The organism is Streptococcus sp. 116-D4, from assembly GCF_009731465.1.
Taxonomy (GTDB): domain Bacteria; phylum Bacillota; class Bacilli; order Lactobacillales; family Streptococcaceae; genus Streptococcus; species Streptococcus pseudopneumoniae_E.
On record NZ_AP021887.1, the window covers coordinates 1,720,185 to 1,740,246 of the forward strand.

The window sequence follows — 20,062 nt, forward strand, 5'->3', positions numbered from 1 at the left end:
CTAAATCCTACTTTTTCAGGAGATTTAACTGCTGTGAGCCTTGTCTGGACAATATTTCAGACAAAACCTACGACAAATGATTACTCATATTATACCCTATTTGGCTAGACTTTTCAAGGGGATTGACTAATTTTTTTAAAAATCTTTTCCTATAAAAAAACTGACTAAATCGTAGCAAAATCTGTTGCGATTTTTCTTTTATTTCAATTTCAAGAAAACGCTTGCATATTGTTTTGCTACATGCTATACTGATAAAGAAATTCATTTATAGGAGAATGATTGATTATGAAAAAAACACCATCTCACACTGAGAAAAAAATGGTTTACAGCATCCGTTCCCTCAAAAATGGAACTGGTTCTGTCCTTATTGGAGCAAGTCTTGTCCTGCTTGCCATGGCTACACCAACTGTCTCAGCCAACGAAAATACTACAAGCGATAAGGGAACTAGTAATGAAACTACTACTGCCCTTGTTCAACCTCTTACAGATCCAGCAGTTCACTCTACCAAGAACGAAAATGATATTTCTTCGTCTGAAAATGCAAACGTTTCCCTAGAGAAAAAAGAAGAAGAAAAACCTGCAACAGAGACAACCACTCCTGCTGCAAGCCCAGCCGATTCAGCACTACAAACTGGACAAGATCGTTCAAGTGAGACAACTACTGCTACGAGTCCAGTAACGACTGAAACTAAAGCAGAAGAGCCAATCGAAGACAACCACTTCCGTATCCATGTCAAAAAACTTCCTGAAGAAAACAAGGAAACTCAAGGGCTATGGACTTGGGACGATGTTGAAAAACCATCTGAAAACTGGCCTAACGGAGCCTTGTCCTTCAAGGATGCCAAAAAAGATGACTATGGCTACTACCTAGATGTCAAATTAAAGGGAGAACAAGCCAAGAAAATTAGCTTCCTCATCAATAATACAGCTGGAAAAAATCTAACCGGCGATAAATCGGTCGAAAAACTAGTTCCAAAAATGAACGAGGCTTGGTTAGACCAAGATTACAAGGTTTTCTCTTACGAGCCACAACCTGCAGGAACTATTCGTGTCAACTACTACCGCACAGATGGCAACTATGACAAGAAGTCTCTCTGGTACTGGGGAGATGTGAAGGAGCCAAGTAGTGGTGAATGGCCTAATGGAACAGACTTTACTGCCACAGGCAAATATGGTCGCTATATCGATATTCCACTCAAAGATGCAGCTAAAGACCTTGGATTTTTATTACTAGACAAAAGCAAACAAGGAGACGATGTGAAAATCCGTAAAGAAGATTATAAGTTCACAGATTTAAAAAATCATAGCCAAATCTTCCTAAAAGATGATGACGAAACCATCTACACCAACCCCTACTATGTCCATGATATCCGTATGACTGGAGCCCAACACGTAGGCACTTCTAGCATTGAAAGTAGTTTTTCAACACTTGTCGGTGCTAAAAAAGAGGATATCCTCAAGCACTCCAACATCACTAATCACCTAGGAAATAAAGTAGCTATCACCGATGTTGCAATCGATGAAGCTGGCAAGAAAGTGACCTACAGTGGAGATTTCTCTGACACAAAACATCCTTATACCGTTAGCTACAACTCTGACCAATTCACTACCAAAACAAGCTGGCGTCTGAAAGATGAGACTTACAGTTATGATGGCAAACTTGGAGCTGACCTAAAAGAAGAAGGAAAACAAGTTGATTTAACCCTTTGGTCACCAAGTGCTGATAAGGTTTCTGTCGTCGTTTACGACAAGAATGACCCTGAAAAAGTGGTTGGAACTGTCGCTCTTGAAAAAGGGGAAAGAGGAACTTGGAAACAAACTCTAGATAGCACAAACAAACTAGGCATCACCGATTTCACTGGCTACTATTATCAATACCAAATCGAACGTCAAGGTAAAACTGTTCTTGCACTCGATCCTTACGCTAAGTCTCTCGCTGCTTGGAATAGTGACGATGCCAAGATTGACGATGCGCATAAAGTGGCTAAAGCTGCCTTTGTAGATCCAGCTAAACTAGGACCTCAAGACTTGACTTATGGTAAGATTCGCAACTTCAAATCGCGCGAAGATGCTGTCATCTATGAAGCTCATGTGCGTGACTTCACTTCAGATCCTGCCATCGCAAAAGATTTGACTAAGCCATTTGGGACTTTTGAAGCCTTCATTGAAAAACTAGACTATCTCAAAGACTTAGGTGTGACCCACATCCAGCTCCTTCCAGTCTTGTCTTACTACTTTGTCAATGAATTGAAGAACCATGAACGCTTGTCTGACTATGCTTCAAGCAACAGCAACTACAACTGGGGATATGACCCTCAAAACTACTTCTCATTGACTGGTATGTATTCAAGTGATCCTAAGAATCCAGAAAAACGAATCGCAGAATTCAAAAACCTCATCAACGAAATCCACAAACGTGGTATGGGAGCTATCCTGGATGTAGTATATAACCATACAGCTAAAGTCGATATCTTTGAAGATTTAGAACCAAACTACTACCACTTTATGGATGCTGATGGTACACCTCGCACTAGTTTTGGTGGTGGACGCTTAGGGACAACCCACCATATGACCAAACGGCTCCTAGTTGACTCTATCAAATATCTAGTTGATACCTACAAAGTGGATGGATTCCGCTTCGATATGATGGGAGACCATGATGCCGCTTCTATTGAAGAAGCCTACAAAGCTGCACGCGCCCTCAATCCTAATCTCATCATGCTGGGTGAAGGTTGGAGAACTTATACCGGTGATGAAAATATGCCTACTAAAGCTGCTGACCAAGATTGGATGAAACATACCGATACTGTCGCAGTCTTCTCAGACGACATCCGTAACAACCTCAAGTCTGGTTATCCAAACGAAGGTCAACCTGCCTTTATCACAGGCGGCAAGCGTGATATCAACACCATCTTCAAAAATCTCATTGCTCAACCAACCAACTTTGAAGCTGACAGCCCTGGAGATGTCATCCAATACATCGCAGCCCATGATAACTTGACCCTCTTTGACATTATCGCTCAATCTATCAAAAAAGATCCAAGCAAGGCTGAGAACTATGCTGAAATCCATCGTCGCTTACGACTTGGAAACCTCATGATCTTGACAGCTCAAGGAACTTCGTTTATCCACTCCGGTCAGGAATATGGACGTACCAAACAATTCCTTGATCCAGCCTATAAGACTCCCGTTCCTGAAGATAAGGTACCAAACAAGTCTCACTTGTTGCGTGATAAAGACGGCAATCCATTTGTCTATCCTTACTTCATCCACGACTCTTATGACTCTAGCGATGCTGTCAACAAGTTTGACTGGAGAAAGGCTACGGATGGAAAAGCCTATCCTGAAAATGTCAAGAGCCGTGACTACATGAAAGGTCTGATTGCCCTTCGTCAATCTACAGATGCCTTCCGACTTAAGAGTCTCCAAGATATCAAAGACCGTGTCCATCTCATCACTGTCCCAGGTCAAAATGGTGTAGAAAAAGAGGATGTAGTGATTGGCTACCAAATCACCGCTCCAAACGGTGATATCTACGCAGTCTTTGTCAATGCGGACGAAAAAGCTCGTGAATTTAATTTGGGAACTGCCTTTGCCCACCTCAGAAATGCTGAAGTTTTGGCAGATGAAAACCAAGCAGGGCCAGTCGGAATTGCCAACCCGAAAGGTCTTGAATGGACTGAAAAAGGCTTGAAATTAAACGCCCTTACAGCTACTGTTCTTCGAATCGCTCAAGGCGGTGCCATTGTTGCCCCAGCTGTGGAAGAAAAACCAGAATTTGACCTTTCTAGCTTAAAACAAGAACACGGTCAAAATAACGGCCAAGACAATACTCCAAACCGAATCGTCAAACCGGAACAGCAAACTCCAGCTCCACAAACTAAACCTGATTCTGCAAAACCAGATGCAAAAGTAGCTGATGTGGAAAATAAACCTAGCCAAGCTCCAACTGATTCACAAACTACACAAGTTTCACAACCAGTACAAGAAGCACAACCATCATCTGTAAAAGAAGCGGTTCAAAACGAATCGGTAGAAAACTCTAGCAAAGAAAATACACCTGCACCCCTAGCTAAACAAGCTGAACTTCCAAATACAGGAACCAAAAACGATCACAAACTCCTGTTTGCAGGAATTAGTCTTCTTGCCCTTCTAGGTCTCGGCTTCTTGCTAAAAAATAAAAAAGAGAACTAAACTAGCCCTCCTATAGAACAATCCCCCAAGCCTTAACGCTCGGGGGATTGATTTTTGTACAATATTTGTCGTTCTAATAAGCCTGATTAGGATTTTTTATGAAGCCTCTTTCATGGCGAAGTATGCCCGTACTTGGGGTGCAACTTGCGTTCCAAAAAGTTCAATAGCTCTTAGGACTTGGTCATGAGGCATGGAGCCAAGCGGTAGATGGAGCATGAAGCGGTCCAATCCTAAATCCTCTATCATGCGAATCAATTTTTCGGCTACCTGATCTGGATTGCCCACAAACATAGCACCATTTGGCCCTACCTGTTCCAAATATTGCTCATAACGTAATTCCTGCCAGTGCGGACGGTCTTTGGAAATAGCATCCACCACTTGCTTGGTCGGATGGAAATAATCTTTCACCGCCTGTTCGCCATCCTCAGCAATCCAACCCCAAGAATGGGCTCCAACCTTTAGTTCATGACTGGCATGGCCCGCTTCACTCCCAATCTCACGATAAGCCTGAATCAACTTTTTAAAATAACGAGGGTTACCACCAATAATGGCATAGACAATCGGTAAGCCTGCTTGAGCAATCTTCACTGTTGATTCGACATGACCACCTGTCGCTATCCACAAGGGTAATTTGTCCTGAACTGGACGTGGATAAACTTCTTTGCCAGAGATTGCTTGGGTCAATCGACCTTGCCAGTCTAGCTTGGTCTTTTCATTGACTAACTGGAGCAAGTCTAATTTCTCATCAAAAAGGGCTTCGTAGTCTTTCAAATCATATCCAAACAAGGGAAAAGATTCCGTGAAAGAACCCCTTCCAGCCATAATCTCCGCACGTCCATTTGACAAAGCATCAATAGTGGCATATTGTTGGAACAACCGAATGGGGTCCATACTTGAGAGAATGCTGACTGCGCTGGTCAAACGGATTTTTTTGGTATTGACTGCCCCAGCTGCCAGGACAATCTCTGGAGCTGATACTGCAAAATCCGCTCGATGGTGCTCGCCAATCCCATACACATTCAAACCAACCTTATCAGCCAGCTCAATCTCTGCCACCAACTGACGAATGCGTTCGGCATGACTGTAAGTTTGCCCAGTCCCTTCAAGCTCCGTTGTTTCCCCAAATGTTGAAATTCCCAATTCTACCACAATCATTCTCCCTGTCTATTTCTGTCCTTCATTTTGAAAAATTATTCTAACACTCAATGAAAATCAAAGAGCAAACTAGGAAGCTAGCCGCAGGCTGTACTTAAGTACGGCAAGGTGAAGCTGACATGGTTTGAATTTGATTTTCGAAGAGTATAACACGAATCTTGAGTACAAGCAACCAATTTGCTCACAAGAAAAAGCCTAGATGACTAGACTTTTTAGCTTATTCTACCGTTACTGATTTAGCAAGGTTACGCGGTTTGTCCACATCGAGGCCACGGTGGAGGGTTGCAAAGTAAGCGACCAATTGCGTTGGTACGACCATTGAAATTGGTGAAAGGTAAGGGTGTACAGTCGTAAGGACGATATCGTCTGTCTCTTTGGCAACATTTTCTTCTGCGATAGTGAGGACCTTGGCTCCACGGGCTGCGACCTCTTGGATATTTCCACGAGTGTGGTTGGCAAGGACTGGATCTGACAAGAGGGCCAAGACAGGCGTTCCCTCTTCAATCAAGGCAATGGTTCCGTGCTTGAGCTCTCCAGCCGCAAAACCTTCACACTGGATGTAAGAAATCTCTTTGAGCTTGAGACTTGCTTCCATGGCTACATAGTAATCCTGACCACGTCCGATGTAAAAGGCGTTGCGAGTTGTTTCAAGAAGATCACGCACCTTGTTATCAATCAATTCTTTCTCTGAAAGGGTTGATTCGATAGACTGAGCTACGATTGACAATTCATGAACCAGGTCAAAGGATTGCGCTTTGGCATTGCCATTTGTTTCTCCAACTGCTTTTGCAAGGAAGGCAAGGGCTGCGATTTGTGCTGTATAGGCTTTAGTTGATGCCACGGCAATTTCAGGACCTGCGTGAAGAAGCATGGTATGGTTAGCTTCACGAGAAAGAGTTGAGCCTGGGACGTTTGTCACGGTTAAGCTTGGAATTCCCATTTCATTAGCCTTAACCAAAACCTGACGGCTATCCGCTGTTTCACCAGACTGACTGATAAAGATGAAGAGTGGTTTCTTGCTGAGAAGTGGCATACCGTAGCCCCACTCAGATGAGATTCCAAGTTCTACTGGTGTATCTGTCAATTCTTCCAACATTTTTTTAGAAGCAAACCCTGCATGGTAAGATGTTCCAGCTGCAAGGATGTAGATACGGTCTGCGTCTTGAACAGCCCGGATGATAGCAGGATCAACGACTACTTGACCAGCCTCATCTGTGTAGGCTTGGATGAGTTTACGCATAACTGTTGGTTGCTCATCGATTTCCTTGAGCATGTAGTAAGGATAAGTTCCCTTACCGATATCTGACAAGTCAAGTTCAGCAGTGTAACTAGCACGCTCACGACTGTTGCCATCATAGTCTTGAACTTCAACGCTATCAGCTTTCACAATTACCAACTCTTGGTCATGAATTTCCATGTATTGGTTGGTTTCACGAATCATAGCCATAGCATCTGAGCAGACCATGTTATAGCCTTCCCCAAGACCAATCAAAAGTGGTGATTTATTTTTAGCCACGTAGATGACTTCAGGATTTTGTGAGTCAACCAAGGCAAAGGCATAAGAACCACGGATGATATGAAGGGCTTTTTTGAAGGCTTCAAGAACAGAGAGACCTTCTTCTTCCGCAAATTTTCCAATCAAGTGAACGGCGATTTCAGTATCTGTTTGCCCCTTAAAGTGGTGACCTGCAAGGTATTCTTCCTTGATTTCAAGGTAGTTTTCAATCACCCCGTTGTGCACCAAGACAAAACGTTCTGTCTCAGAGCGGTGTGGGTGAGCATTGTCTTCCGTTGGTTTTCCGTGAGTTGCCCAGCGAGTATGTCCGATACCAGTTGTTCCCTCAACACCAGCTGTCTTAGCAGACAATTCTGCAATACGACCGACAGCCTTGACTAGATGATTTTCAGCACCACCTAGGACAAAAATTCCCGCAGAATCATAACCACGGTATTCGAGCTTTTCAAGCCCTTGAATCAAAATATCAGTTGCATTTGTGTTTCCAACAACACCAACAATTCCACACATAGTATATACGACACAGGCAAGCTGTGCTTTCTCCTTAAAATTGGTATAGTCTAATTCCTCTTTTATAGAATTAGCAAAAACAGTATATACTTGTTTCTTTCACTTGTCAAGAGTAAAAATTGGTATAGTTCAAATCACGCTCCTGTAAGCAAAAAACTCTGACCAATTAGGATAATCAGTCAGAGTCCTTTTTTAAAATCCATTATTATCGCTTAAACCCTTGAACCAGTGCCCTGATTTTTTCAGACGACGTTCTTGCGTTTCCAAGTCTAATTCAACCAAACCATAGCGATTTTTATAACTATTGAGCCATGACCAACAATCGATAAAGGTCCAAATCAAGTAGCCCTTACAATTGGCTCCATCTTCAATGGCACGGTGCAGTTCACGAAGATGGCCTTTTACAAAGTCAATACGGTAATCATCTTGAATCATTCCATTCTCACGGAATTTTTCCTCTCCTTCAACACCCATACCATTCTCTGTCAACATCCACTCAATATTGCCATAATTTTTCTTGATATTTTGGGCAATGTCATAAATCCCTTGCTCATAAATTTCCCAGCCACGGTGAGGATTGATTTTACGTCCAGGCATCACATAAGGCTCATAAAAATGTTCTGGTAAGAGTGGACTCTCTGGATGCTTAGCAAATCGAGGCGCCATAACACGCAAAGGTTGATAGTAGTTGACACCAAGAAAGTCTACCGTATTGTCACGAATGAGTTCCAACTCCTCCTCCGTAGCATCAGGTAAGATCCCGTGTTCATGCAAGATTTCTACCAACTCCTGTGGATAAGTCCCCAAAACAGACGGATCTAAGAAAGATTGGGCTTGAAAAAGGTCCGCAATACGAGCAGCCTTGACATCAGCAGGATGCTGACTACGTGGATAAGCCGGCGTCAAGTTGAGGACAATACCAATCTTGGAATCAGGCAAGAGTTCATGGCAGGCCTTGACCGCCCGACTGCTAGCCAATTGTGTATGATAGGCTACTTTAACTGCTGCCTCCGCGTCCACCTTATGTGGATAATGGGCATCGTAAAAATAGCCAAATTCTACCGGAACGATTGGCTCGTTAAAGGTAATCCATTGATCCACTAAATCTCCATAAGTCTCAAAACAAAAACGAGCATAGTCTTCAAAGGCTGAGACAGTCGCCTTATTTTCCCAACCATCACCATCCTCTTGAAGAGCAAAAGGCAAATCAAAGTGGTAGAGATTGACTAAAAGACGAATCCCCTTAGCCTTAATAGCCTCAAAAACCTTACGATAGAAATCCACACCTTGAGCATTGACTTTTCCACAGCCTTGTGGAAAAATCCGTGACCACTGAATAGAAGTCCGAAAGGCCGTATGACCAGTCTCTAACAAAAGCTCGATATCCTGTTCCCAATTTTCATAAAAGGTCGATGTCTTATCTGGACCAATTCCATTATAGTAACGATTTGGCTCCACTTGGTACCAATAATCCCAGAGATTATCTCCTTTACCATCACCAGCTACACGTCCTTCAGTCTGTGGTCCAGAAGTAGAGGATCCCCAGACAAAATCCTTTGGAAATCTTAGCATACTTTTACCTCTTTATCTACTCATTTTTCCCATTATACAGAAAAAACAAGGTAAAAACTAGTTACATTTTTTCCTTGTTCTTCTTCTGATTATAGTTTTTATTTCTCGCTGAGTATTTCAAGCGTTTCAAGCAAGTTATCTGCTTGAACTACGATGGTATCACCAGTCGCTTTAATCTTAACTTCTACGATGCCATCGGCCGCTTTCTTCCCAACAGTGATACGGATTGGCAATCCAATCAAGTCGCTATCGCTGAATTTGACCCCGACACGTTCATTACGGTCATCTGTCAAGACTTCGTAACCAGCTCCCATCAAGCTTGCTTCAAGCTTTTCTGTCAAGGCTTGCGCTTCATCATCCTTGACATTGACAGTAATCAAGTGCACATCAAATGGGGCCAATTCTTTAGGGAAATTGATTCCCCAAGTGTAACGGTATTCACCTTTTGGCGTTTTATTAACAAAGAGGCGAGCATGTTGTTCCATCACTGCTGAAAGGAGACGGCTGACACCGATACCATAGCATCCCATAATAATTGGCACAGCACGGCCATTTTCATCCAAAACATCTGCTCCCATGCTCGCTGAATAGCGAGTGCCAAGTTTGAAGATGTGACCAATTTCGATACCACGCGCAAAGTTAAGGACACCTTGTCCGTCTGGAGAAATTTCACCCTCACGAACTTCACGGATATCTACATATTCTGCAGTAAAATCACGGCCTGGGTTCACACCAGTCAAGTGGTAGCCATCTTCGTTAGCACCGACAACAGCATTGCGGCTATCTTGCACCTTGCGGTCAGCGATGATTTTCACATTTTCAGGCAAACCAACTGGTCCAAGTGAACCAAAGTCCGCTCCCAACAATTCTTTCACTTCCGCCTCGGTTGCAGGTTCTAAGAAGTCTGCACCAAGGTAGTTTTTCAACTTGACTTCATTGAGTTGGTCGTTGCCAACCAGTAAAGCTACAACTGGCTCCTCGTCTGCGATATAAACCAAGGTCTTGATTGTTTGCTCTTCAGAGACATTCAAGAAAGCAGCAACTTCATCAATCGATTTGACACCTGGTGTTTCCACACGAGCTACTTGGTCTTCAGTCACAACACGGTTGCTTGGTTTGTACTCGTTTGTCGCCATTTCCAAGTTAGCAGCATAGCTAGACTCACTTGAGTAAGCAATGGTATCTTCACCAGAGACCATCCATTTTAGCAATTCTCCCTTGATTTCTTCTTGCACTTGATCAGGAATTTCGTCAAATGAGGCAACTGACTTGTCCAAGACAACCCAGCGGTCAAGGTCTGTACGGGCAGGTGTGATGGCCATAAATTCTTGGCTATCCTTACCACCCATAGCTCCACCGTCACCAATAATAGCCTTGAAATCTAAGCCACTACGAGTGAAAACACGCTCGTAAGCTGCCTTGTACTCATCATAAACACTGTCCAAGCTATCATAGTTAGCGTGGAAGCTGTAAGCATCCTTCATGATAAACTCACGTGTACGAAGAAGTCCATTACGTGGGCGTTTTTCATCACGATACTTAGGCTGGATTTGATAGAGATTGAGTGGCAATTGCTTGTAAGATTTAACAGAATCACGGACAATCGCTGTAAAAGTTTCTTCGTGAGTTGGCCCCAAGATGAAGTCTGACTTCTCACGGTTTTTCAATTTATACAAGTCTTCCCCGTAGGTTTCATAACGGCCAGATTCACGCCAAAGGTCAGCACTGAGAAGGGCTGGAGCCAACATCTCAACGGCACCAATATTGTCGAATTCTTGGCGCATGATATTTTTGGCTTTTTCAATCACACGGTTGGCAAGTGGTAGGTAGGAATAAACACCTGCTGAGACTTGACGAACATAACCAGCTCGTAACATAAGAGCATGACTGATAACTTGAGCATCGCTTGGCATTTCGCGAAGCGTTGGGATAGGTATTTTACTTTGTTTCATAATATTCCTCAATTATCTAAAAAAGAGTCGCATGATGTCATTCCAGGTCACAGCAATCATCAAGATAACCATGATGACCACTCCGGCCAAGGTGACATAGGTTTCAATTTCTTGTTTTAATGGTTTGCGGCGGATAGCTTCTAGGATATTGAGCACAATCTTACCACCATCCAGAGCTGGAATCGGAATCAGATTAAAAATCCCAATATTGATGGAAATCAGAGCCAAGAAGTACAAGACATTCTCAATTCCATTTTTTGCAGCATCACTACTTGCCTTAAAGATAGCAACAGGTCCACCCAGCTTGTTCAAATCCGGTTGGAAAATCAGATTTTTCAGTGCTGAGAGAATTCGGAGGGCCGAGTCAGCAGCAGTTGTAAAACCACCTACAAACATGGATACAAAATCTGACTTAATCCCCGGTTGAACACCTAGGAGATAACGGCCTTGACTTTCTTCCGGAGTAACAGTGACTTGTTTGTCACTACCATTTTCAGAAATAGTCACATCCAAGGTCGGGGCCGTCTGATCTTTGGTTTCTGCTTCCACAGCCTGAGTCAAACTTTCCCAGTTGCTAATCTCATGTGAGCCAATCTTGGTAATCTGAGCCGTTTCTGGTACTCCCACCTTGGCCAAGGCACCTTGAGGCATAACATGGAACTGGTTGGTATCAACATCTCTGACACCACCCTGCATAAAGATTAAAATCCAGAAAACAACAACACCTAAGATAAAGTTGTTCATAGGACCTGCAAAGTTAGTAATGAGTTTCCCCCAGATAGTTGCATTTTGATATTGAACATCCAAGGGAGCAATCCGAACCTCAGTTCCATCTGCTTCCACAACCGTTGCATCATGATCCACTGCAAATGTTTTTTCTTCTTCCAGAACCAAGCCCCTGATGAAAAGCTTGTCTTCAAAATCAAACTGGGTCACCTGCATCGGGAGAGCCGTTTGATCCAATTTTTTGCCTGAGAGATTGATCCGTTTTACCTTACCATCATCAGTAAGGGTCAAACTGACAGGAGTTCCAGTCTTGATTTCAGTTGTATCATCACCCCAACCGGCCATGCGAACATAGCCACCCAGAGGCAAGATCCGAATGGTATAGGCTGTCCCATCCTTGCCAATATGAGCAAAGATTTTTGGTCCCATACCAATGGCAAATTCACGCACTAGAATTCCTGATTTCTTAGCAAAGTAGAAGTGACCGAACTCGTGCACCACTACAATAATCCCAAAAACCAGAATAAAGGTTAAAATTCCGAGCATTCTATCTTCCTTTCTCTAAAAGAGTCCAAATAAGTGCATAATTGGAAATACAAGCAACATACTATCAAATCGATCCAAAACACCACCATGTCCAGGGATAAATTTCCCAGAATCCTTGATACCAAAGTGACGCTTGATCGAACTTTCTAGTAAGTCACCAAATTGTCCAGCAATGCTAAAGAAAATAGCAAAGACAGACATCTTGTAAATTCCATACGGAAGAGCAACTGTACTGTCAAACAACACAAAGATGATAGTTACTAAAATAGCACCTAAAATACCACCTAAAGCACCCTCAATGGTTTTATTTGGAGAAACTGTCGGAGCTAATTTTCGTTTCCCATAGTTCATTCCAACAAGATAGGCACCACTATCGGTTGCCCAAACGATACACAAGGCCAAGAGAGCCTTATCTAAACCTGCAACGCGAGCATCTAGTAAAGCATTAAATCCAAAGCCTACATAGAAACTCATAGCAAGAGGGAAAACAGCGTCCTCAATCGTATAAGACTTGCTAAAAACAGTCGTTCCTAACATGATTGAAATTAAAACACTATAGGCAACCACATTCCCATCAACTGGCAAAAAAGTCAGATAATTCTCCAAGGGAATGGTTAAGGCAAAGGTTGCAAAGAGGGTCAAGAGGCCCTCCATCGTCATGGTCTCTAGACCCCTCATCTTCAAAAGTTCATGCATGGCTAACATGGCTATGATTCCAATTACTATCTGAAGCAAGAGTCCCCCAATCATTAAAATTGGTAGGAAAATAGCCAGGGCAATCCCTGCAAATAAGGTTCTTTTCTGTAAATCCTGTGTCATATTTCCTCCTAAACTCCTCCAAAGCGGCGATGACGACGATTGTAGGCAAGAATGGCTTCCTGCAAGGCCACCTCGTCAAAATCAGGCCACAAGGTATCCGTAAAATAGAGCTCACTATAGGCGCCCTGCCATGGAAGGAAATTGCTCAAACGCAATTCTCCACTAGTACGGATAATCAAGTCCGGGTCTCGTAACTCCTTAGGCAAATGCTGGGTAAAGAGATAGTTATCAATCAATTCCTCTGTGATGTCACCTGGATTGATTTTGGCATCTAACACATCCTGGGAAATCAACTTAAGAGCCTGTGTAATCTCAGCACGTCCACCATAGTTAAGGGCAAAATTAAGAATCAAACCTGTGTTATTCTTAGTCAATTCCTCAGCTTTGGTTAAAGCTTCAAAAGTCTGCTTAGGCAGGCGGTCTGTCTCCCCTATCATTTGAATTTTAATATTATTCGCATGCAGTTCCGGGACATAATTATCATAAAACTCTACTGGCAAGTTCATGATAAACTTGACTTCCTGATCTGGACGGGTCCAATTTTCCGTAGAAAAAGCATAGACCGTAATCACCTTGACGCCCAATTTATTGGCCGCCTTGGTCACAGTTTGCAATGCTTCCATCCCTGCCTTGTGTCCAAGGACTCGCGGTTGCATACGTTTTTTAGCCCAACGGCCATTTCCATCCATGATGATGCCGATATGAGCAGGAACCTGTGTCGGAACCTCTACTTCCACAGCCGTATCTTTCTTAAAAAATCCAAACATGATCTTATTCCTATTCAAAAATCTATCATTTCATTATACCATATTTCCCTATTTTCTTCTATCACTAAGCTATTTATTCTCAGGCACCAAGCCCATTTTTCAAAAAAATAAGTCGCCTGATTGGGCGACTCTATTTTTTATAGGGAGATTATTATGAAAAAGTTTTAGGATTTAAAGTTAAGATCTTCTTAACTTATGGGATAAGTATACAACTGGGATAAGTATACAACTCCTAACTTAAAGTTTCCTTAAGTTATTTTAAATGTAAGATTTTTCCATTTTTCTTGCCAATTTTTCTTAGATAAACGCTTTTGATAGAGCTTCATTCGGTCTTCATTTTCTAAGAAATGGGGAGTTGGAGAAACCTGAAAGTTCAAAATATCCTCCAAACCATAAGGTGCATAGAGTTCAAAATCTAATTCTTCATTCAAGCGTAGTCCAACAGCCGTACAACGTTCTGGATACTTACTCATGGCATCACGAGAACTGGTATAGGGAGAAGTGTGAGGACTATGCTGGTGCATATAGACCTGATTTTTCAATTTCCACTGGTACTGAGGAAAGCCCTCTCTCAACTTTTTCTCTAGAGACAAGGTTTCCGCATAAGAAATATCTGGATCAAAGAAAATCACATCTACATCTGTTTCAAGATCAAATGCTGGTCTGTCTGACAAGAGATTCCAGATGAAATTTCTGACAGAGCCTGCTGCCAACCAGGAGTCTTTTAAGCCAAAATCTCGGATGATAGTCAGAATAGCCATCATATCTGGATTTTTTCTAAAAGCCTCTAGAATTTCTTGCTCATTTTTCACTATATTCATAACCTAAATGCTCATATGCCTTAGCAGTCGCCACTCGTCCAGACCGCGTCCGCATAATAAAACCTTTTTGAATCAAGTAAGGCTCATACATATCTTCAACTGTCTCACGCTCTTCTGCGATATTCACAGAAAGAGTTCCTAAACCAACAGGACCACCACCGTACATCTCAATCATGGTCCGAAGGATTTTCTGGTCCACATAGTCCAAACCTTCATGGTCAACATCCAGCATAGTCAAGGCCTTGTCCGTAATCACATCATCAATCAGGCCATCGCCCATAATCTGAGCAAAGTCGCGCACGCGCTTGAGGAGACGATTGGCGATACGAGGAGTTCCACGACTACGTAGAGCCAACTCAGATGCTGCCTCATGGGTGATTTCCATCTCAAAAATATCTGCCGTCCGCTCGACAATTTCCGTCAAGTCAGCATGGGCGTAATACTCCATATGACCTGTAATCCCAAAACGTGCCCGCAGCGGATTTGAAAGCATACCAGCCCGAGTCGTTGCACCAATCAAGGTAAAAGGTGGCAACTCCAAATGAACACTGCGACTGCCTTCACCAACCCCAATCATGATATCAATGTAGAAGTCCTCCATGGCACTATAAAGCACCTCTTCCACTGACATGGGCAAACGATGAATCTCATCAATAAAAAGGACATCCCCAGGCTCTAAGTCATTCAAAATCGCTACCAAATCACCAGCTTTTTCAATAACAGGCCCAGACGTCTGCTTTAGATTTACACCTAGTTCGTTGGCAATAACAAAAGCCATGGTCGTTTTTCCCAAGCCTGGAGGTCCAAATAAGAGGACATGATCCAGCGCTTCATCTCGCATTTTGGCAGCCTCGATAAAGATTTGGAGCTGGTCCTTGACCTTATCCTGTCCAATATATTCACGTAAGTACTGAGGACGGAGTGTGCGTTCTACTAGCTCCTCGTCCCCCATTATCTCATTATCTAAAATTCTACTCATGGCTCTATTATATCAAAAAACCAAGCCACAAACAAAAAGCCACCTGTTTGGGTGACTCTCGAGTTGAACATTTATGTGGTTATAATATTCTACGGTATAATCAATCGAAGAGACAATCTTACATGTCACTCCTCATTTAGTACGCCACTACTGGACAAATAAAATCATGATTACAGTAGTGCCAGTCCTTCAATTAACAGTCACTTACATTCAAAGTGAGTTTGAGGTAGCTAAAGTATCAACAAACCTATTTCTTAGTCATATTCGCTAAAAAAGTCCCCGCCAATTCCCCGACTAAAACCCAAAAATCACCGAAAAGTATCGGAAAACCATGTTTATGAAAATCCCAAAAAGCCTGTTATAAAGCAAAAAACTCCACCTGATTGGGTGGAGTTAAGGGAGATTATTATGAAAAAGAAAAGTTTAGGATTTTATTAAATAAAGTTAGGAGGTCTTTATTTAATAACTATATAATACAAGACAAAGCTTAAAAATAGCTTAACTTTTCTCAAATTTTACTATTTGGCAAAAAATTTCTATCACCAGCACCTCACCACGCAAAAAAGCCACCTGATTGGGTGGCTTCATTAGGAGATTATGATGAAAAAAAGTTTTAGGATTTCATTAAATAAAGTTAGGAGGTCTTTATTTAATGACTATATGATACTAGACCATCCTTAAACTTTGCTTAAGAACAAACAAGTTTTATTATTTTTCTCTGTTTATCCAAATCATTCCTGTACAATCATAGGTGGATAAAGTTTCAAAACCCATAGAACGATAGAATCCCAAGGTTCTTTCTGTCTGAACTGTCACCAGCTGGACTTGATAGGCATCTTTATAATCTTCTAAAGCCTCTTTCATCAAGTCACTACCAATCCCTTGACGCTGATAGATTGGTAAAACAATTAAATCCTGAACCAATACTGATGAGAATCCATCTCCAACCAAACGAATCAAGCCCACCGCAGCATCGCCATCAAGTGCCAGATAAATCGCTAATGAATGAGATAAGGCCTGCTCCAGCATCTCTGGTTGATGGGTATAATTTGTCCAACCGACAGCCTGATAGAGATGCAAAACATCCTCTAGCTTGACAATTTCTTGCTTTTTAATAGTAATCATCTCAACACCTCTTAGAGCTCTCTCAAGCTCTTATACTGCCGTCCATCTTTATCAAAGTTTTCAGGAGCCAACCATGTTTCCAAACGAGATTTGACTTGGAGCCAGTCCTTATCAATCATAGACAACCAATCCGTATCCCTCGTACGCCCCTTATAAATCACTGCCTGACGGAAGGTTCCTTCATAAATAAAGCCCAAACGTTCCGCTGCTCGTCTTGATGGCAGGTTAAGAGCATCGCATTTCCATTCATAGCGACGATAGTTAAGCTCTTCAAAGACATAGCGAGCCAGTAAATATTGGGCTTCTGTCCCTATCCGTGTCCCCCTGAGTTCTGGAGAAAAAGTAACAGCTCCCACTTCTATCACTCGGTTATTCTGGTCAATGCGCATGAGAGAAAAAGTCCCCAAGGCCTTACCAGTCGCCTTGTCTATAATCGCATAATAAAAACGGTCCTTACGAGCCAACATCTGATTTAAGAGAGTAACCAGCTCCTTCATATCTGCTACTTGCGCCTGAAAAAGGTAGGTCCACATCTCACGAGGACTATCTGGGCCATAGACAGCTAATAAATCCTCTGCATGCTTTTCCACCGATAGAGCTTCTATAATCGTATATCGCCCTTCTATCCGTATAAGTGAAGGCAAAACTCCAGGTGTATCATCTACAGGTTCACCAATCATCTGACCGTATTCATTTACTGGCATAACTTTCTCCTTGTCTCCCACTTATAAGTTTAAAGATGTGAATAGTATATCACATCTCACAGGTAATCTACAAAAAATCCTCCAGATTCTACTCTGAAGGACTTTTAAATTTATTTCGTTACGATATTTACAAGCTTATTAGGTACACTAATTACTTTCACAATTTCTTTGCCGTCAATCTCTGCCTTGACTTTTTCGTCAGCTAGAGCCATTTCTTGCAATTCTTCGCGTGATAAGTCTTTTGCGACCATGAGCTTAGCACGGACTTTTCCTTTGATTTGAACAACGATTTCGATTTCATCTTCAACCAATTTGCTTTCGTCCCATGTTGGCCAAGCTACATAAGAGATAGACTCGCCTGTTGCTGCCACTGTTTGCCAGAGTTCTTCTGCCAAGTGAGGGGCAAATGGAGCAATCAATTGGATAAAGCCTTTGGCGTAATCCACATAGAGTTTGTCTTCCTTGTTCGCTGCGTTGACAAAGACCATGAGTTGGGCAATGGCTGTGTTGAATTTCATGGACTCGATTTGCTCTGTGACAGATTTAACGGTTTCGTTATAAACCTTGTCGAGAGCGCCATTGTTTTCCGCAACGATTTCTTTACTTGTGATCAAACGGTACACACGGTCAAGGAACTTACGGCTTCCTTCCAGACCTTCTTCTGACCAAGCGATCGAAGCGTCAAGTGGTCCCATGAACATTTCATAGACACGAAGAGTATCAGCACCGTATTGTTCCACCACATCGTCTGGGTTGACCACGTTCTTGAGGGATTTAGACATCTTGGCTGGTGCTTGCTCCAATTCTTCCCCTGTTTCCACATGGAAGAAGGAACCGTCACGTTTTTCAACCTTGTCAGTCGCTACAAGAGCACCACGGTGGTCACGGTAGCTTGTTCCTAAGATCATTCCTTGGTTAAAGAGTTTTTGGAATGGTTCTTTAGTCGGTACAACACCGATATCATAGAGGAATTTATGCCAGAAACGAGCGTAGAGTAAGTGAAGAACAGCGTGTTCTGCACCACCCACGTAGATATCGACTGGCAACCATTGCTTGAGGAGGTCCTCATCAGCCAATTTCTCTGTGTTGTGTGGGTCGATATAGCGAAGGTAGTACCAGCTTGAACCTGCCCATTGTGGCATAGTGTTGGTTTCACGACGACCTTTGACACCATCTTCACGAGTCACTTCCAGCCAGTCGGTCAAGTTAGCCAATGGACTTTCCCCAGTACCTGAAGGGCGGATGTCCTTGGTGACTGGCAAGACAAGTGGCAATTCACTTTCTGGAACTGCTGTTGAAGTCCCATCTTCCCAATGAATGATTGGGATTGGTTCACCCCAGTAACGTTGACGGCTAAAGAGCCAGTCACGGAGACGGTAGGTCACTTTTTCTTGACCACAGCCTTTTTCTTCCAACCAAGCCACAATCTTGGCAATAGCATCTTCTTTGTTCAATCCATCTAGGAAGTCTGAATTAACGTGAAGGCCATCTTCTGTGTAGGCAGCTTCTTCAATGTTTCCACCTTCAAGTACTTCGACGATTGGAAGGTCAAATTGTTTGGCAAATTCCCAGTCACGTTGATCGTGGGCAGGCACAGCCATAACAGCACCTGTTCCGTAACTAGCAAGAACATAGTCGGCAATCCAGATTGGAATTTCTTTACCATTGACAGGGTTGATGGCATAAGCACCAGTCCAAACACCAGTTTTTTCCTTGGCAAGGTCTGTACGAGCCAAGTCAGACTTAAGGCTAGCTTGGTGTTTGTAGTCTGCTACAGCCTCTGCTTGCTCTGTGCTTGTGATGGCATCTACTAGTTCATGCTCAGGAGCCAAAACAGTGAAAGTTGCACCGAAAAGAGTATCAGGACGAGTGGTAAAGACTGTGAACTCCTTGTCTGTTCCCTTAACTTTAAAAGTTACATTAGCACCAGTTGATTTACCAATCCAGTTGCGTTGCATGTCCTTGATAGACTCTGGCCAGTCAAGGTCATCCAAGTCATTGAGCAAGCGCTCTGCGTAGGCCGTGATTTTGAGCATCCATTGGCGCATTGGTTTGCGGACAACTGGATAGCCTCCACGCTCCGATGTTCCGTCAGGAAGAACCTCTTCATTAGCAATAGCTGTTCCCAATTCTTCTACCCAGTTTACTGGCACTTCAGCTTCATAGGCCAAGCCTTTTTCGTAAAGCTTAGTGAAAATCCATTGCGTCCACTTGTAGTAGTTTGGATCTGTTGTATTGACTTCACGATCCCAGTCATAAGAAAATCCAAGTGCATTGATTTGACGTTTGAAGTTGGCAATATTTTCCGCTGTAAATTCTGCTGGGTCATTACCAGTATCCATAGCATATTGCTCTGCAGGCAAACCAAAAGCATCCCAACCCATTGGGTGAAGGACATTGTAGCCTTGGGCACGTTTGTAACGACTGAGGATATCCGTTGCTGTGTAACCTTCCGGGTGTCCTACGTGCAGACCCGCTCCAGATGGATAAGGGAACATATCGAGAGCATAAAACTTAGGTTTTGATGCATCTGTTCCTGTCTTAAATGTATGATGTTCTGCCCAATAGCCCTGCCACTTAGGCTCAATTTCTTTATGATTGTAAAAACTCATGGTCTCTCTCCAATTTTGTGATGTTACTATTATACCATTTTTGGAGGAATTTGGTCTCGTTCTA

The 20,062-nt window shown here is 42.8% G+C and carries 13 protein-coding genes; 1 reads left to right on the plus strand and 12 read right to left on the minus strand.

Translation table 11 applies throughout. The features are described from left to right. Positions 1 to 285: 285 nt before the first annotated feature. On the plus strand, positions 286 to 4,194 hold the full coding sequence (locus UKS_RS08560; RefSeq protein ID WP_156012736.1) for a pullulanase: 3,909 nt from the start codon (positions 286 to 288) through the stop codon (positions 4,192 to 4,194). A 96-nt stretch (positions 4,195 to 4,290) separates the two neighbouring features. On the opposite strand, the gene UKS_RS08565 is transcribed toward UKS_RS08560, so the two are convergent. From UKS_RS08565 to leuS, 12 genes are all read right to left on the minus strand, one after another. Next, the gene (locus UKS_RS08565) at positions 4,291 to 5,343 is read right to left on the minus strand and encodes an LLM class flavin-dependent oxidoreductase (protein WP_156013084.1); all 1,053 of its coding nucleotides are present in this window, start codon (positions 5,341 to 5,343) and stop codon (positions 4,291 to 4,293) included. Between the two features lie 223 nt (positions 5,344 to 5,566). After that, the gene (gene glmS / locus UKS_RS08570) at positions 5,567 to 7,375 is read right to left on the minus strand and encodes a glutamine--fructose-6-phosphate transaminase (isomerizing) (protein WP_156012738.1); all 1,809 of its coding nucleotides are present in this window, start codon (positions 7,373 to 7,375) and stop codon (positions 5,567 to 5,569) included. Between the two features lie 192 nt (positions 7,376 to 7,567). After that, a complete protein-coding gene (gene bglA / locus UKS_RS08575) occupies positions 7,568 to 8,947 on the minus strand; it encodes a 6-phospho-beta-glucosidase (protein ID WP_156012740.1) in 1,380 nt (459 codons plus the stop codon). A gap of 98 nt (positions 8,948 to 9,045) precedes the next feature. Continuing rightward, positions 9,046 to 10,899, minus strand: coding sequence for a proline--tRNA ligase (locus UKS_RS08580; RefSeq protein WP_156012741.1), 1,854 nt, complete (start codon positions 10,897 to 10,899; stop codon positions 9,046 to 9,048). A gap of 12 nt (positions 10,900 to 10,911) precedes the next feature. Continuing rightward, entirely contained in the window at positions 10,912 to 12,171 is a 1,260-nt protein-coding gene (gene rseP, locus UKS_RS08585; protein WP_156012743.1) for an RIP metalloprotease RseP, read from the minus strand. Between the two features lie 15 nt (positions 12,172 to 12,186). Continuing rightward, a complete protein-coding gene (locus UKS_RS08590; RefSeq protein WP_156012745.1) occupies positions 12,187 to 12,990 on the minus strand; it encodes a phosphatidate cytidylyltransferase in 804 nt (267 codons plus the stop codon). Positions 12,991 to 12,998: 8 nt separating this feature from the next. Continuing rightward, positions 12,999 to 13,757 carry an isoprenyl transferase gene (locus UKS_RS08595; RefSeq protein ID WP_156012748.1) on the minus strand — a complete coding sequence of 253 codons (759 nt, stop codon included), beginning with the start codon at positions 13,755 to 13,757 and terminating at the stop codon, positions 12,999 to 13,001. Between the two features lie 248 nt (positions 13,758 to 14,005). After that, positions 14,006 to 14,578 carry a nucleotidyltransferase family protein gene (locus UKS_RS08600; RefSeq protein WP_156012750.1) on the minus strand — a complete coding sequence of 191 codons (573 nt, stop codon included), beginning with the start codon at positions 14,576 to 14,578 and terminating at the stop codon, positions 14,006 to 14,008. Further along, on the minus strand, positions 14,559 to 15,557 hold the full coding sequence (gene ruvB / locus UKS_RS08605; RefSeq protein WP_117304378.1) for a Holliday junction branch migration DNA helicase RuvB: 999 nt from the start codon (positions 15,555 to 15,557) through the stop codon (positions 14,559 to 14,561). The genes UKS_RS08600 and ruvB overlap by 20 nt, the downstream gene beginning before the upstream one ends. Positions 15,558 to 16,265: 708 nt before the next feature. Next, positions 16,266 to 16,682, minus strand: a complete 417-nt coding sequence (locus UKS_RS08610; RefSeq protein WP_156012752.1) for a GNAT family N-acetyltransferase — start codon at positions 16,680 to 16,682, stop codon at positions 16,266 to 16,268. A gap of 11 nt (positions 16,683 to 16,693) precedes the next feature. Further along, the gene (locus tag UKS_RS08615) at positions 16,694 to 17,386 is read right to left on the minus strand and encodes a GNAT family N-acetyltransferase (RefSeq protein WP_156012754.1); all 693 of its coding nucleotides are present in this window, start codon (positions 17,384 to 17,386) and stop codon (positions 16,694 to 16,696) included. Positions 17,387 to 17,496: 110 nt separating this feature from the next. Then, positions 17,497 to 19,998 carry a leucine--tRNA ligase gene (leuS, locus tag UKS_RS08620; protein WP_156012756.1) on the minus strand — a complete coding sequence of 834 codons (2,502 nt, stop codon included), beginning with the start codon at positions 19,996 to 19,998 and terminating at the stop codon, positions 17,497 to 17,499. Positions 19,999 to 20,062 lie beyond the last annotated feature (64 nt).

What these genes read in the sequence shown, in the direction of transcription:
- rseP (WP_156012743.1), bottom strand. Translation starts at nt 12,171, where the DNA reads ATGCTCGGAATTTTAACCTTTATTCTGGTTTTTGGGATTATTGTAGTG.
- UKS_RS08610 (WP_156012752.1), bottom strand. Translation starts at nt 16,682, where the DNA reads ATGATTACTATTAAAAAGCAAGAAATTGTCAAGCTAGAGGATGTTTTG.
- UKS_RS08560 (WP_156012736.1), top strand. Translation starts at nt 286, where the DNA reads ATGAAAAAAACACCATCTCACACTGAGAAAAAAATGGTTTACAGCATC.
- ruvB (WP_117304378.1), bottom strand. Translation starts at nt 15,557, where the DNA reads ATGAGTAGAATTTTAGATAATGAGATAATGGGGGACGAGGAGCTAGTA.
- glmS (WP_156012738.1), bottom strand. Translation starts at nt 7,375, where the DNA reads ATGTGTGGAATTGTTGGTGTTGTTGGAAACACAAATGCAACTGATATT.
- UKS_RS08600 (WP_156012750.1), bottom strand. Translation starts at nt 14,578, where the DNA reads ATGAATATAGTGAAAAATGAGCAAGAAATTCTAGAGGCTTTTAGAAAA.
- UKS_RS08615 (WP_156012754.1), bottom strand. Translation starts at nt 17,386, where the DNA reads ATGCCAGTAAATGAATACGGTCAGATGATTGGTGAACCTGTAGATGAT.
- leuS (WP_156012756.1), bottom strand. Translation starts at nt 19,998, where the DNA reads ATGAGTTTTTACAATCATAAAGAAATTGAGCCTAAGTGGCAGGGCTAT.
- UKS_RS08590 (WP_156012745.1), bottom strand. Translation starts at nt 12,990, where the DNA reads ATGACACAGGATTTACAGAAAAGAACCTTATTTGCAGGGATTGCCCTG.
- UKS_RS08595 (WP_156012748.1), bottom strand. Translation starts at nt 13,757, where the DNA reads ATGTTTGGATTTTTTAAGAAAGATACGGCTGTGGAAGTAGAGGTTCCG.
- UKS_RS08580 (WP_156012741.1), bottom strand. Translation starts at nt 10,899, where the DNA reads ATGAAACAAAGTAAAATACCTATCCCAACGCTTCGCGAAATGCCAAGC.
- bglA (WP_156012740.1), bottom strand. Translation starts at nt 8,947, where the DNA reads ATGCTAAGATTTCCAAAGGATTTTGTCTGGGGATCCTCTACTTCTGGA.